The sequence below is a fragment of the Cupriavidus sp. U2 genome, assembly GCF_009663685.2.
In the GTDB taxonomy this organism is placed as follows: domain Bacteria; phylum Pseudomonadota; class Gammaproteobacteria; order Burkholderiales; family Burkholderiaceae; genus Cupriavidus; species Cupriavidus necator_C.
The window spans coordinates 295829-308566 of sequence record NZ_RCOG02000032.1 but is presented as its reverse complement, the minus strand read 5'-3'; the positions used below and the strand labels follow the sequence as shown (position 1 = coordinate 308566).

The window sequence follows — 12738 nt, the reverse complement described above, 5'->3', positions numbered from 1 at the left end:
AGCCAGTGAATCGGAAGCGAGCCCTGAGGAAACGAAATGGAAGCGGAAGAACCATTCGGTGAAGTCTTCGAGGACTACCGGGTGATCTGGGTAGCCGAGCAACTGCAGGACGGCAAATGGACGGCGCGCTATTGCTGGCACCCAGGCACATCAATCGACGCCGGCAAGGCGTTGCAGCGCGATGTCCTGAATGGCAAGTCGAAGCGCTTGCTTGGACTTTTTCCGAGCGAGGCAGAGACCATCGCCGCGATCAAGGAAGCAGTGCTGCTGGAAGCCAAGTGGGTGGGCCCCCGATGAAGTCCGGAAGCCATCAGACAGCGAATCCGAAATTTTTTTGTGCGGGATACTAGCCATCTGCCGAGAATGCTTGTATAGTCTTGTTCTTCGCTGATCGACACAACGGTCAGCGAAAAATCTCTACGGTGGCTGTAGCTCAGTTGGTAGAGTCCAGGATTGTGATTCCTGTCGTCGTGGGTTCGAGTCCCATCAGCCACCCCAAGAATTCCCTTACGAAACAGCCGCTTACTCAAGCGGCTGTTTTGCTTTGCGCGCATCCGATCCCATCATTCCTTCCGCCTGGTGCCACCGACCTGACCGCATCATGGTTGCGATCGCATACGCCAAGACGAAGCCCGTCGATGGGTAAAAAAAAACCGGACGCTGGCGGGGTCGACAAGGTCCGGTTCTGCGCATGACGCGAATGCGCAGTGATGCCGTTGCGCGCCAGTGAGTTAATCAGGCTTTTAGTGAAATAACGCCTTTCTTCCACGTGCTGAGGCCGCAACGCCACTCTTGCCAAAGCGATTTCTCGCAGTCGCGAAGCGGTTGCGCGCTAACCCGCGTGGCAGGCGGCCAGATTTCAGTCGAGCAGTTTCGTGGTCGGTTCTGCCAGTTCCAGCATGCGGCAGATGGCTGCCATGTTGCCGACCATCGTGCGACGTTGCGCGCCCTGGTAGACGCGGACGCCCTTGATTTGCCGGAACGGGACCGGCTTGACCGGGCGGCGGGAAGCGATGGGATTCGATTGCAGCATGGCAACACCTCGTAATTTGCGACAGCAGTGGTCCGCGCCCGTCGTCCAGCAAGGACGGGGCGGCATGGGCAAAGCAAAGCGGGTGACCAGGGCAGACGGCCGTGCTGCCTAAGTCTCGGGAGCCGGAGTCGCTGTCAGGCGCCTCCGATCACGCTAGAAGCCTGATGATCGGATCAGGCCGACAGCGATACCTTCAAGGGAGAACTCGTCGCGACCCGAATGGAGCACGATGTTCTGGAAATCCGGGTTTTCTGCGATCAGTTCGATCGTGTCGCCGCGTTTCTTCAGGCGCTTGACCGTGACGTCCTCGCCCAGGCGGGCCACGACGATCTTGCCGTTGGCTGCCTCGCTGGCTTTTTTCACGGCCAGCAGGTCGCCATCCAGAATGCCGGCGTCGCGCATGCTCAGGCCGCGTACGCGCAGCAGGTAGTCCGGACGCTCGTCGAAGACCGATGCATCCACCTGGTACTGACGGTCGATATGCTCTGCGGCAAGGATCGGGCTGCCCGCAGCGACGCGACCGACCAGCGGCAGCGTCAACTGCAGCACGCCTGCCATTGGCAGCGAAAACTGGTCGGAACGTTCCGAATCGCTGCGTGCCACCTTGAGCCGGATGCCGCGCGATGCGCCGGGCGTCAGTTCGATGACGCCCTTGCGTGCCAGCGCCCGCAGATGTTCCTCGGCCGAATTGGGCGAGGAAAAACCAAACTCGGCGGCGATCTCTGCGCGCGTGGGCGGGAAGCCCGTGTTGCGGATCGTGTCGCGGATCAGATCGAAAATCTGCTGCTGCCGGGGTGTCAGGGTCGCCATGGTTCGCCGGTCTCTCGTGCCGAAGCACTGTATGTTTAAACAGTATGCTGTGATTTTATACAGTATCGTGTGAAGTGCAAGCACAATTTGCGCAGTGGGCTCTACATGGGCGCGGGGCGGCACCGGTGGCTTCGCGGGTTTGCCAAGGGGGCGCCGGGGCGGGGTGGCAGTTACAATCGTCGGCCAGATCCCGGGCCGCGCCCGCCCGGACAGAACCTCAGTCAGCCTATTTTCATGTCAGCTTCTTCGTCATCGTTGCCCCGTGTCGTCGTGCTCGCCACCGGCGGCACCATTGCCGGATCGTCCGGCGACCCCGCCAGCAGTGCCCAGTACCAGGCGGCTACCGTGCCGGTGTCGCAACTGGTCCAGGCCGTGCCCGCGCTGGCCGATGTGGCGCGCGTGGAGGCCGAGCAGGTCGCGCAGGTCGACAGCAAGGACATGACGTTTGGTCTCTGGCAACAGCTGGCGGCACGGGTGACGTACTGGTCCGGCCAAGCGGACGTGGCCGGCATCGTGATCACGCACGGCACCGATACGCTTGAAGAAACGGCGATGTTTTTGCACCTGACGCAGCCGTTTTCCGTGCCGGTGATCATCACTGCGGCGATGCGCCCGGCAACGTCGCTGTCGGCGGACGGCCCGCTGAACCTGCTCGATGCCGTGCGCGTCGCGGCCCATCCTGACGCGCGGGGCCTGGGTGTGCTGGTGGTGCTGAACCAGCAGATCCACGCCGGGCGCGACGTGACCAAGGCGCATACGTCCGCCGTCGATGCCTTTGTCTCGCCGAATGCCGGTCCGATCGGCTACGTGCAGGACGCCTATATTCGATTCACGCGTGCGCCGTCCAGGCGGGAGGCGCCGTGTTTGCCGGTGCCGTCCGCCTGGCCGATGGTGGAAATCGTGGTCAGCCATGCCCAGCCGGGCAGGGTGGCCGTCGATGCACTGGTGTCGGCCGGTGTGAAGGGGCTGGTCGTAGCCGCCACCGGCAATGGCTCCGTGCACGAAACCCTGGTGGCGGCGCTGGCCGATGCGGCGGCGGCTGGTGTGGCAGTGGTGCGCAGTTCACGTACTGGCGCTGGCCATGTGTCGATTCCGGCGCGGCCGGCGGCGGGGGCTGGCCTGTTTGCGTCGGCGGCCGACCTCAATCCTTACAAGGCGCGCGTGCTGCTGCTGGTGGCGCTGGCAGCCGACCCCGCGCTCGGCGTCGATGCCGGGCGCCTGCAGTCGCTTTTTGCCGCCTGCTGAGCCGCCTGCACCGCGTGCCTTGCGGATCCCGGGGTTTCCGGGCTATACTCGCGGGCTATTCAACCTTGCCGCACCGGACGTGACGCCCGGGTGGCTCATCCCAAAAGGAGCGTCAATGCGTCATTACGAAATCGTATTTATCGTCCATCCGGACCAAAGCGAACAAGTGCCGGCGATGATCGAGCGTTACAAGCAGCTCGTCACGTCGCAAAATGGCCAGATCCATCGCGTGGAAGACTGGGGTCGTCGTCAGATGGCCTACATGATCCAGAAGCTGGCCAAGGCTCACTACGTTTGCCTGAACATCGAATGCGGCAAGGACACGCTGGCTGAACTCGAGCACGCGTTCAAGTTCAATGACGCCGTGCTGCGTCACCTGATCGTCCAGACCAAGAAGGCTGAAACCGCGCCGTCGCCGATGATGAAGGAAGTGCAGCGCGAAGAAGCCCGCAAGGCCGCGCAAACGACCACGGAAGGCCAGGCCGCCTGAGTGCGGACTGCTGTGTCGCGGTGAACCAGCTTCGGCTGACCGCCACGCTCGCCGAGCGAGATACGCTGCGCTATACGCCAGCCGGCATCCCTGTCGTCAACTGCATCCTGCAGCATGCCGGCGAGGTGATGGAAGCGGAAACGCCCCGGCAGGTGGAATTCGCAGTGGTGGCCATGGGCATCGGCCCGATTGGCCAGCGGCTCGAGCGCATGCCGCTCGGCACGCTGCTCGACTGCGAAGGCTTTCTGGCCCGCAAGCACCGCAACAGCAAGACACTGGTCTTTCACATCACTCGATGTAAAGCATTCGAAAAGGATTGAATCATGGCATTCGTCAAACGTGACAACAAGAACAAGAAGCGCTTCCAGCAACAGAACCCGCTGTTCAAGCGCAAGCGCTTCTGCCGCTTCACCGTGGCTGGCGTCGAACAGATCGACTACAAGGATCTGGACACGCTGAAGGACTTCATCGGCGACAACGGCAAGATCACGCCGGCTCGTCTGACCGGTACCAAGGCGCACTATCAGCGTCAGCTGGATACGGCCATCAAGCGCGCCCGCTTCCTGGCGCTGATGCCGTACACCGACCTGCACAAGAACTGATAGTCCCGGGACCGCAAGGAGAAATACACGATGCAAGTCATTCTGCTGGAAAAAGTCATCAACCTGGGCAACCTGGGCGACATCGTTCGCGTGAAGGACGGTTACGCACGTAACTTCCTGATCCCGACCAAGCGCGCTCGCCGTGCTACGCAAACCGCCATCGCCGAATTCGAAGTGAAGCGCGCCGAGCTGGAAAAGGCCGCTGCCGCCAAGCTGGCTGCTTCGCAAGCCGAAGGCGAGAAGCTGAACGGTCTGACCGTCCAGATCACGCAGAAGTCGGGCGTGGACGGCCGTCTGTTCGGTTCGGTGACCAACGCCGACATCGCCCAAGCCCTGGAAGGCCAAGGTTTCAAGGTCGAGAAGTCGCAAGTGCGCCTGCCGAACGGCCCGCTGAAGATGGTTGGCGACTACACCGTTGGCGTGTCGCTGCACACCGACGTGCTGGTCGACATCACCGTTTCGGTGCTGGGCGAGCACGTCTAAGCTGTACGCGTCCACGATGGGCCGGTCCGGACCGGCGCGTCGGATGCACAAAAAAGGCAGGAGCCACGCTCCTGCCTTTTTTTGTTTTTTGCGTGGCGCCCGGCGCCGTTATAATTCCCTCCCATGAACGCGCCCGCCGCAGATCCCCAACTAGACAACCTCAAGGTTCCTCCGCACTCGATCGAGGCCGAACAATCGGTGCTTGGCGGGTTGCTGCTGGATAACGCCGCCTGGGACCGCATCGCCGACTTCCTGTCCGAAGCCGATTTCTATCGGTTTGACCATCGGGTGATCTTTCAGAGCATCGCCCGCCTGATCTCCGCCACCAAGCCGGCGGACGTAATCACGGTCTTCGAAATGCTTCAGGTGGCCGGCAAGGCCGAGGAAGTGGGCGGGCTGGCCTATCTGAATTCGCTGGCGCAGAATACGCCGAGCGCGGCCAATATCCGTCGCTACGCCGAAATCGTTCGCGAACGCTCGGTGCTGCGCAAGCTTGTGACGGTTGCCGACGACATCGCTTCCGCGGCTTTCGCACCCAAGGGGCGCGAGGTGCGCGAACTGCTCGACGAGGCCGAATCCAAGGTTTTTGCGATTGCGGAAGAAGGCTCGCGTGGCCAGAAGGGCTTTCAGGAGATCCAGCCGCTGCTGACGCAGGTGGTGGAGCGGATCGACGAGCTCTATCACCGCGACAGCACCACGGACGTCACCGGCGTGCCCACCGGCTTCATCGACCTGGACCGCATGACCAGCGGTATGCAGCCGGGCGACCTGATTATCGTCGCCGGTCGCCCCTCGATGGGTAAAACCGCGTTTTCGCTGAATATTGGCGAGCATGTGGCGGTAGAGCAGGGCTTGCCCGTGGCCGTGTTCTCGATGGAAATGGCAGGCGTGCAGCTGGCCATGCGTATGCTGGGCTCGGTGGGTCGCCTAGACCAGCACCGCCTGCGTACCGGCCGCCTGCTGGACGAGGACTGGCCGCGGCTGACGCATTCGATCCAGCGCATGAACGATGCGCAGCTGTTCATCGACGAGACGCCTGCGCTGAATCCAATGGAATTGCGGGCCCGCTCGCGCCGGCTGGCGCGCCAGTGCGGCCAGCTGGGCCTGATCATCATCGATTACCTGCAGCTGATGTCGGGATCGGGCGGCGGGGAAAACCGGGCCACGGAGATTTCCGAAATTTCCCGGTCGTTGAAGGGGTTGGCCAAGGAGCTCAACTGCCCGGTCATCGCGCTGTCGCAGCTGAACCGAAGCCTGGAGCAACGTCCGAACAAGCGCCCCGTCATGTCCGACCTGCGCGAATCGGGCGCCATCGAACAGGATGCGGACGTGATCCTGTTCATCTATCGCGACGAGGTCTATAACCCTGACTCGCAGGACAAGGGTACTTCCGAAATTATCATCGGCAAGCAGCGTAACGGGCCGATCGGCACCGTTAGGCTCACGTTCCTGGGTCAATTCACGAAGTTCGACAACTTCAGCGGCGGCCCGGCGTTCTTCGACAACGACACCTGATTGTCTGGGGGTTACACCGCTGGACGGTGCAACCCTGTAAAATATTGCGCTTTGATGACAGCCGCCCACGAGGCGGCTGTCGTGCGATTGCTCTGCCTCCCATTTGCAACACACAACCGAGCGTGCCGTGAGGTACGCCACAAGGACATTTCATGTTCGGCCGTTTCATGCCCACCGAGGGCAAGTTCTTCGAATACTTCAACCAGCACGCCGATTGCGCCGTTACCGCCGCGCACGAGCTGGAAGCGTTGGTCAATGACCTGCCCAACGCCGAAGGCCATGCCCGCCGCGTGCAGGCTACCGAAAAGAAGGCAGACCGTATCACGCACGACACGATCGACCTGCTGCACAAGACCTTCATCACGCCGCTGGACCGTGACGAGATCCACAAGCTCATCACGACCATGGATGACATCCTGGACCTGATGGAGGACGTGGCCGAGACGATCTCGCTGTACGACGTCACGCACCTGACCGACGAAGCCCGCCGGCTGGCCACGATCTGCGTACAGTGCTGCGAAGCCGTCAAGATCGCCGTGGGACTGCTCGAAGACATGGGCAACGCCAGCACGATCCTGAAGACGGCCCAGCAGATCGACCAGCTCGAATCGGAAGCCGACCGCGTCATGCGCTCGGCCATGTCGAAGCTGTTCCGCGACGAGACCGACGTCAAGCGTCTGATCAAGCTGAAGGCGATCTACGAGCAGCTGGAGTCCATCACCGACAAGTGCGAGGACGTGGCGAACATCATCGAAGGCATCGTCCTGGAAAACGCCTGAGGCTCCCACTGGCATGCAAACAGTACAAATGAGCTTGTGGGTCATCGGGTTGCTGGTGGCGCTGGCATTGCTGTTCGACTTCATGAACGGCTTTCACGACGCGGCCAATTCGATTGCCACGGTGGTCTCCACGGGCGTGCTGAAGCCGCACCATGCCGTGGCCATGGCGGCCATGTGCAACGTGGTGGCGATCTTCATCTTCCACCTGAAGGTGGCGGCGACGGTGGGTACGGGCACGATTGACGTGCATATCGTCGATCACTACGTGATATTCGGCGCGCTGGTCGGCGCTATAGCCTGGAACGTGATTACCTGGCTGTACGGTATTCCGTCGTCGTCGTCGCACGCGCTGATCGGCGGCCTGGTGGGCGCTGCCGTGGCCAAGGGCGGCACGGGCGTGCTGGTGGGCAACGGCCTGCTGAAGACGGTGGCCTTCATCCTGATCTCGCCGCTGCTGGGCTTTATCCTGGGCTCGCTGATGATGGTGATCGTGGGCTGGACGTTTTTCCGGACGCCGCCGTCGCGCGTGGACCGCTGGTTCCGTCGGCTGCAGCTGGTTTCGGCGTCGCTCTACAGCCTGGGACACGGCGGCAACGACGCGCAAAAGACCATCGGCATTATCTGGATGCTGCTGATCGCCAGCGGCCACGTGGCCGTCGGCGGCGCGGAGCCGCCGATGTGGGTCATCGTGAGCTGCTACGTGGCCATTGGCATGGGCACGCTGTTCGGCGGCTGGCGGATCGTGCGGACCATGGGCCAGAAGATCACCAAGCTGAAGCCCGTGGGCGGCTTCTGCGCGGAAACAGGCGGCGCGATTACGCTGTTCATCGCTTCGGCGCTGGGCGTGCCGGTGTCGACGACGCATACCATCACCGGCGCCATCGTCGGCGTTGGCTCGGCGCAGAAGATGTCGGCCGTGCGCTGGGGCGTGGCGGGCAATATCGTATGGGCATGGGTGCTGACGATTCCGGCATCGGCGTTCATGTCGGCCATCGCCTGGTGGATCGGCAAGCAGATCCTGTAAGCCTTGCCGGACGTATCGGCAGATGAAAAAAGCCAGGCATTGCGCCTGGCTTTTTTACTATTGATTCGCGAATGCCGCGATCGGGTCGTCTTCCGGCGGTGGGGCTGAGGGTGCGGCGGGCGCCGGCATGGGCGAGGTCGGGGCGGGCGTGATCGATGGTGCAGGGGCCGGCGCCGGCGCAGGCGTTATCGGAAGATTGCTGGCCGCCACGACGCGCCGCGCGCCGTTGTAGCGCGAGGCCCAGTAGGCCTTGCCCATGTCTTCGAGCCGGACGGTGCCGCCGGTGGCCGGCGCGTGCACGAACCGGTTCTGTCCGACATAGATGCCGACATGCGAGTTGGCGCGGCCGGTGGTATTGAAGAAGACCAGGTCGCCCGATGCCACGTCGCTACGGTCGAGTGATACGCCGCGCTGGCCCATTTGCTCGGTGGTGCGCGGCAGGTTGACGCTGGCGGCGCGCTGCACCACGTAGCGGACCAGGCCGCTGCAGTCGAATCCGGAATCGGGGGTGTTGCCGCCGTAGCGGTAGGGCGTGCCGACCAGCGACATCGCCTGGATCGAGATTTCTTCCAGACCGGCGCTCGGGTCGATCATGGGCTTGCCCGGCGTCCGGGGCAGCGAAGACGTATGGCGGGCAGGGGGGCCGCCGGCGCAGGCGGCCAGCAACAGGGCGCTGGCACACAGTGCAGTCAGGGCGAGCCGGGACGCACTCCGCGATGACGGAGCCGGGGACATCGTCACACGCGCCGGGCGTGGTAAGGGCGGCAATAAAAGCGGGCGCTGCGGCATCCTTCTTGTGGTTCGGTTGCCGGGTCAGGCGTCCGCCCCACCGTACAGGGTGGGTGCCAGCGAAAACTTCCAGGTGGAACTACCAGGTAGCACTACCAGCGCAACTGCGCGTTACGCGTACCGGTACTGATCTTGATGGACTTTGGCTGACCCTTGTAACTGGCCTCGATATTGTAGCTGCCTTCTGGCGCACGTATGAGGCAGCGCGGGCCGCCCGCACGGAAATCGGCCACATTCTGGCCGTCGCGTGTCAGTTTTACGTCAACATCGGCCAGGTATTCGCCATTGGCACCCCGGGTGAACAGGATACCCATGTTGAAGTTCTTCTCCTGTTCGGCCAGCCTGGCCCGTTCGTCCTCGGCAATGCCGCCGCAGACATAGCTGACCGGGCCCATGGTGCGGATCACCATTTCATTACCTACCGGGGCGCTCGCTGCCGGGGCGCTGCCTGCCGGCGTGCTGGCGTCCGCGGCCTTGGCCGGCTGCAGGGCGGCCGCCACGATGACCGTGGCGCCAATCAGCGCAGCCACGGCAAGGCGCTTGCGCCGGGCGGCGCGCGCATTATGGGAAAACAGGGTCCTACTGGTGGACAGGTATCTGCTGAAAGACTGTTGCCTGTTCATCGACGCCTCCGTATCGACATGAACACCCGGTCATCATAGCCGGGTCGTGCGGTGCTGGCTGTCGGCCAAACGCCGACGCTGTGGGTTGCACCACACTACGCGATGCGGCCACGGCCGGCCATGGAACAGGCCGGCCGTGGAAGTGCCAGGTTTGCAGTGACTGACGCGTTACAGCACGTCCGCCGCGTGGTCGGCCAGGCGCGAACGCTCGCCGCGGGCCAGCGTCACATGGCCGCTATGGCTCCAGCCCTTGAAGCGGTCCACCACGTAGGTCAGGCCGGACGAGCCTTCGGTCAGGTACGGCGTGTCGATCTGCGCGATATTGCCCAGGCAGATGATCTTGGTGCCGGGGCCCGCCCGGGTAACCAGGGTCTTCATCTGCTTCGGCGTCAGGTTCTGCGCTTCATCGATGATCACGAACTTGTTGACGAAGGTACGGCCGCGCATGAAGTTCATGCTCTTGACCTTGATACGCGAGCGGATCAGTTCCTGCGTGGCCGCGCGGCCCCATTCGCCGGCGCTGTCGTCGCTCTTCTGCAGCACTTCGAGGTTGTCGTCGAAGGCACCCATCCACGGCTGCATCTTCTCTTCCTCGGTGCCCGGCAGGAAGCCGATGTCCTCGCCCACGGGCACGGTGGCGCGCGTGACGATGATCTCGTTGTAAAGCTTCTGGTCCAGCACCTGTTCCAGGCCGGCTGCCAGCGCCAGCAACGTCTTGCCGGTACCGGCCTGGCCCAGCAGCGTCACGAAATCGACGTCGGGGCTCATCAGCAGGTTCAGCGCAAAGTTCTGCTCGCGGTTGCGGGCCACCACGCTCCACACGTTGTTCTTGTTGTGGGTGTAGTCCCTGAGCGTCTGCAGCAGGGCAGTCTTGCCGTTGATCTCCTTGACCTGGGCGTACAGTGGCAGGCTGCCGTCCATCGGCTCCAGATAGACGAACTGGTTGACCAGGAACGACGGCACCAGCGGGCCGGTCAGGCGATAGAACATCGTGCCGGACTTCGGGTCCTGCCAGCTTTCCACGCCCTTGCCGTGCTTGGCCCAGAAGTCGTTGGGCAGCTGCATCACGCCCGAGTACAGCAGGTCCTTGTCTTCCAGGACCTGGTCGTTGAAGTAGTCCTCGGCGGGCAGGCCCAGCGCGCGGGCCTTGATGCGCATGTTGATGTCTTTCGACACCAGCACCACCTGGCGCTCCGGATACTGCTGCTGCAGCGCGCTGACCACGGCCAGGATCTGGTTGTCGGCCTTGCCCTGCGGCAGGCCTTCGGGCAGCTTGATGTCGTTCAGGCGGGTCTGGAAGAACAGCTTGCCGGCCGCGTCGCGGTTGCCGAGTGTGGCCAGCGGCAGGCCTTCGTCGAGCACGCCGTCGGTGCCGCCCACGAGCTGGTCCAGCGTGCGGCTGACCATGCGCGCGTTGCGCGCAACTTCGCTCATGCCCTTCTTGTGGTTGTCCAGCTCCTCGAGCGTCATCATCGGCAGATAGATGTCGTGTTCCTCGAAGCGGAACAGCGAGCTCGGGTCGTGCATCAGCACGTTGGTGTCGAGCACGAACAGCTTGCTGGGGCCCGCGGCCTTGCGCGTGCGGCGCGTGGGGCCGGCGGCCGGCTTGACCAGGCTGACGGACGGCGATGCCGGCGGGGTGGCGACCGGCGCCGGGGCGTCGGCGGTCTTGGCCCGGGTTGTGCTGCCGGCGCGTGCGCGGGTGGCGGGCGCCTCGGTGTCGCCGGTCTCGAGCAGTGCCACACGCTCGAGGACCGGCACGGGTTTCTTACCCTGCGCGGCTTTGGCCTTGGGCAGTGTCACCGGAGCGAACTCGCTCGGGTCCAGCAGTTGGGCAGGCTTGGCGGGCATGGTAGGCAGCGGCATGCTTGGCTTTCCTTTCAGGGGAGCAAACGGGGGCGAAAAAGCTGGCTTACAGCCGGGCGTACAACCAGGAAACGGCGGAAATCGGGAAAACCGGAGTGGCGGGACGCAACGCGTCCCGGAAGGAAACCAACCAGCAAACAAAAAAGCCGCCAGTCCTGGAATACAGGGGTGGCGGCTTGTCTGCGGTCCCGCGACGCGGCAGGTCCGCTACCAGCCCTGGGACTGTGCCTGTCGGGCCGGGACGTTACTGCAGCGTGGCAACTGTGATCGGAACGCATTGAGGCCAAATCTACCCGAAGGTTTTGGCTTTTGCAATCGGTCAGACTCTCGTCGCGGTTGCGCAACTGTCATCGGGCCGCGCAACGCGCGGGTTGCCTCGCCGAGGATGTTCCGGTTCACATCCCCTTGACGATTTCCAGCACCTCGTCCACGTGGTTCGGCACCTTGATGCCCCGCATTTCGTGCCGGAGCACGCCCTTGGCGTCGAGGATGAAGGTGCTGCGCTCGATGCCGCGCACTTCCTTGCCATACATCTTTTTCATCTTGATGACATCGAAGATGCCGCAGATGGCTTCGTCCGCGTCGGAGATCAGCTCGAAGGGCAGTTCCAGCTTGGCCTTGAAGTTCTCGTGCGACTTCAGGCTGTCGCGCGAAATGCCGAAGACCGTCACGCCGGCGGCCTCGAAGGCGTCATGCTGGTCGCGGAAATTCATGGCCTCGGTGGTGCAGCCCGGCGTGTTGTCCTTCGGGTAGAAGTACAGCACCGTGGTCTTGCCGCGCTGGTCGGCAAGACGGAAATCCCCGCCGGTAGCGGGGGCCTGGAAGTCGGGAACGGCCTTGTTGAGACTGACGGTCATGCTGGTGGCTCTCCTGGATGGCAGTGCATCATCGGTGACGGCAGCGGCCGATTATTGGTGGTGTTCGCCCGGACCTGCGCCATGGCGGGTGCAGATTGGGGCAGTTGGCCGGACTTCAAGCGTGGCGGCGTCGCAACCCGGCAAAAAAAGCCGCGCATGGATGGCCGCGCCCGCCGCGCGCTGCCTGGGCGCGCCGCATCAGCCCAGTGCAGCGGGCTCCACCAGCAGCACAGCCGCGACCTTGCGGCCCTCGGCCATCAGGATATTGTAGGTGCGGCATGCAGCCTGCAGGTCCATGGCGTCCACGCCGATATGCAGGCGCGCCAGCGCCGCCGTCAGGCGCGGATGCGGAAAGCGCAACCGGTTGCCGGTGCCCAGCAGAACGACTTCCGGCTTCTTTTCCAGCAGCGCCTCGAAGTGGGTGGGTTCCAGGTCTTCGAAGCGGCCCACCGGCCAGGGCGCGACATCACCCTCGGGCATGACCAGCACCGACTGGTCGTGTCGCACCGCATTGATTTCGACATAGCCGGGGCCGTAGCCGGTCACGGTATTCAGGTTCTGGGGTTGGTCGGCGTGGAGTTTCAAGGAGGGGGCCTCATGCCGCCCGGGGTGTCCGGAGGCC

The 12738-nt window shown here is 63.5% G+C and carries 16 protein-coding genes and 1 tRNA gene; 10 read left to right on the top strand and 7 right to left on the bottom strand.

The genetic code is table 11. The features are described 5' to 3' along the window. Positions 1 to 36 precede the first annotated feature (36 nt). Both D9X30_RS25690 and D9X30_RS25685 read left to right on the top strand, forming a co-directional pair. Complete coding sequence (locus D9X30_RS25690; protein WP_153945206.1) at positions 37 to 297, top strand: hypothetical protein; 261 nt, start codon at positions 37 to 39, stop codon at positions 295 to 297. A 125-nt stretch (positions 298 to 422) separates the two neighbouring features. Further along, positions 423 to 498: transfer RNA gene (locus tag D9X30_RS25685), tRNA-His, on the top strand. Positions 499 to 859: 361 nt separating this feature from the next. Here the strand turns inward: D9X30_RS25685 and D9X30_RS25680 are convergent. Together D9X30_RS25680 and lexA are read right to left on the bottom strand one after the other, a co-directional pair. Further along, entirely contained in the window at positions 860 to 1033 is a 174-nt protein-coding gene (locus D9X30_RS25680) for a hypothetical protein (protein WP_194946421.1), read from the bottom strand. 153 nt (positions 1034 to 1186) lie between these two features. Next, the gene (gene lexA / locus D9X30_RS25675) at positions 1187 to 1843 is read right to left on the bottom strand and encodes a transcriptional repressor LexA (protein ID WP_153945205.1); all 657 of its coding nucleotides are present in this window, start codon (positions 1841 to 1843) and stop codon (positions 1187 to 1189) included. A 234-nt stretch (positions 1844 to 2077) separates the two neighbouring features. Here lexA and D9X30_RS25670 point away from each other — a divergent pair, with 234 nt between their 5' ends. The 8 genes from D9X30_RS25670 (at position 2078) to D9X30_RS25635 (ending at position 7981) form a co-directional block, all read left to right on the top strand. Continuing rightward, a complete protein-coding gene (locus tag D9X30_RS25670; protein WP_228770711.1) occupies positions 2078 to 3088 on the top strand; it encodes an asparaginase in 1011 nt (336 codons plus the stop codon). A gap of 115 nt (positions 3089 to 3203) precedes the next feature. Further along, a complete protein-coding gene (gene rpsF, locus D9X30_RS25665) occupies positions 3204 to 3578 on the top strand; it encodes a 30S ribosomal protein S6 (RefSeq protein ID WP_029051059.1) in 375 nt (124 codons plus the stop codon). Positions 3579 to 3598: 20 nt separating this feature from the next. Then, positions 3599 to 3898 carry a primosomal replication protein N gene (gene priB, locus D9X30_RS25660; protein WP_029051060.1) on the top strand — a complete coding sequence of 100 codons (300 nt, stop codon included), beginning with the start codon at positions 3599 to 3601 and terminating at the stop codon, positions 3896 to 3898. 3 nt (positions 3899 to 3901) lie between these two features. Beyond that, a complete protein-coding gene (gene rpsR, locus D9X30_RS25655; protein WP_006163606.1) occupies positions 3902 to 4180 on the top strand; it encodes a 30S ribosomal protein S18 in 279 nt (92 codons plus the stop codon). Positions 4181 to 4210: 30 nt separating this feature from the next. Beyond that, positions 4211 to 4663: a 50S ribosomal protein L9 gene (gene rplI / locus D9X30_RS25650; RefSeq protein ID WP_153945203.1), complete on the top strand. Its 453-nt coding sequence runs from the start codon at positions 4211 to 4213 to the stop codon at positions 4661 to 4663. Between the two features lie 123 nt (positions 4664 to 4786). Then, on the top strand, positions 4787 to 6178 hold the full coding sequence (locus D9X30_RS25645; RefSeq protein ID WP_029051062.1) for a replicative DNA helicase: 1392 nt from the start codon (positions 4787 to 4789) through the stop codon (positions 6176 to 6178). Positions 6179 to 6330: 152 nt separating this feature from the next. Continuing rightward, positions 6331 to 6957, top strand: coding sequence for a DUF47 domain-containing protein (locus D9X30_RS25640; protein WP_029051063.1), 627 nt, complete (start codon positions 6331 to 6333; stop codon positions 6955 to 6957). A gap of 13 nt (positions 6958 to 6970) precedes the next feature. After that, entirely contained in the window at positions 6971 to 7981 is a 1011-nt protein-coding gene (locus D9X30_RS25635; protein ID WP_092594047.1) for an inorganic phosphate transporter, read from the top strand. 57 nt (positions 7982 to 8038) lie between these two features. Here D9X30_RS25635 and D9X30_RS25630 read toward each other — a convergent pair whose 3' ends face one another. The 5 genes from D9X30_RS25630 to D9X30_RS25610 form a co-directional block, all read right to left on the bottom strand. Then, on the bottom strand, positions 8039 to 8716 hold the full coding sequence (locus tag D9X30_RS25630) for a C40 family peptidase (RefSeq protein ID WP_153945202.1): 678 nt from the start codon (positions 8714 to 8716) through the stop codon (positions 8039 to 8041). A gap of 146 nt (positions 8717 to 8862) precedes the next feature. After that, positions 8863 to 9393 (bottom strand): hypothetical protein, encoded by a 531-nt coding sequence (locus D9X30_RS25625; RefSeq protein ID WP_194946420.1) that lies wholly within the window; start codon positions 9391 to 9393, stop codon positions 8863 to 8865. Between the two features lie 168 nt (positions 9394 to 9561). Continuing rightward, positions 9562 to 11259 carry a PhoH family protein gene (locus D9X30_RS25620; protein WP_153945201.1) on the bottom strand — a complete coding sequence of 566 codons (1698 nt, stop codon included), beginning with the start codon at positions 11257 to 11259 and terminating at the stop codon, positions 9562 to 9564. Positions 11260 to 11654: 395 nt separating this feature from the next. After that, entirely contained in the window at positions 11655 to 12116 is a 462-nt protein-coding gene (locus tag D9X30_RS25615; RefSeq protein ID WP_153945200.1) for a peroxiredoxin, read from the bottom strand. A 198-nt stretch (positions 12117 to 12314) separates the two neighbouring features. Further along, the gene (locus D9X30_RS25610; RefSeq protein WP_153945199.1) at positions 12315 to 12701 is read right to left on the bottom strand and encodes an Mth938-like domain-containing protein; all 387 of its coding nucleotides are present in this window, start codon (positions 12699 to 12701) and stop codon (positions 12315 to 12317) included. Positions 12702 to 12738: the final 37 nt, after the last annotated feature.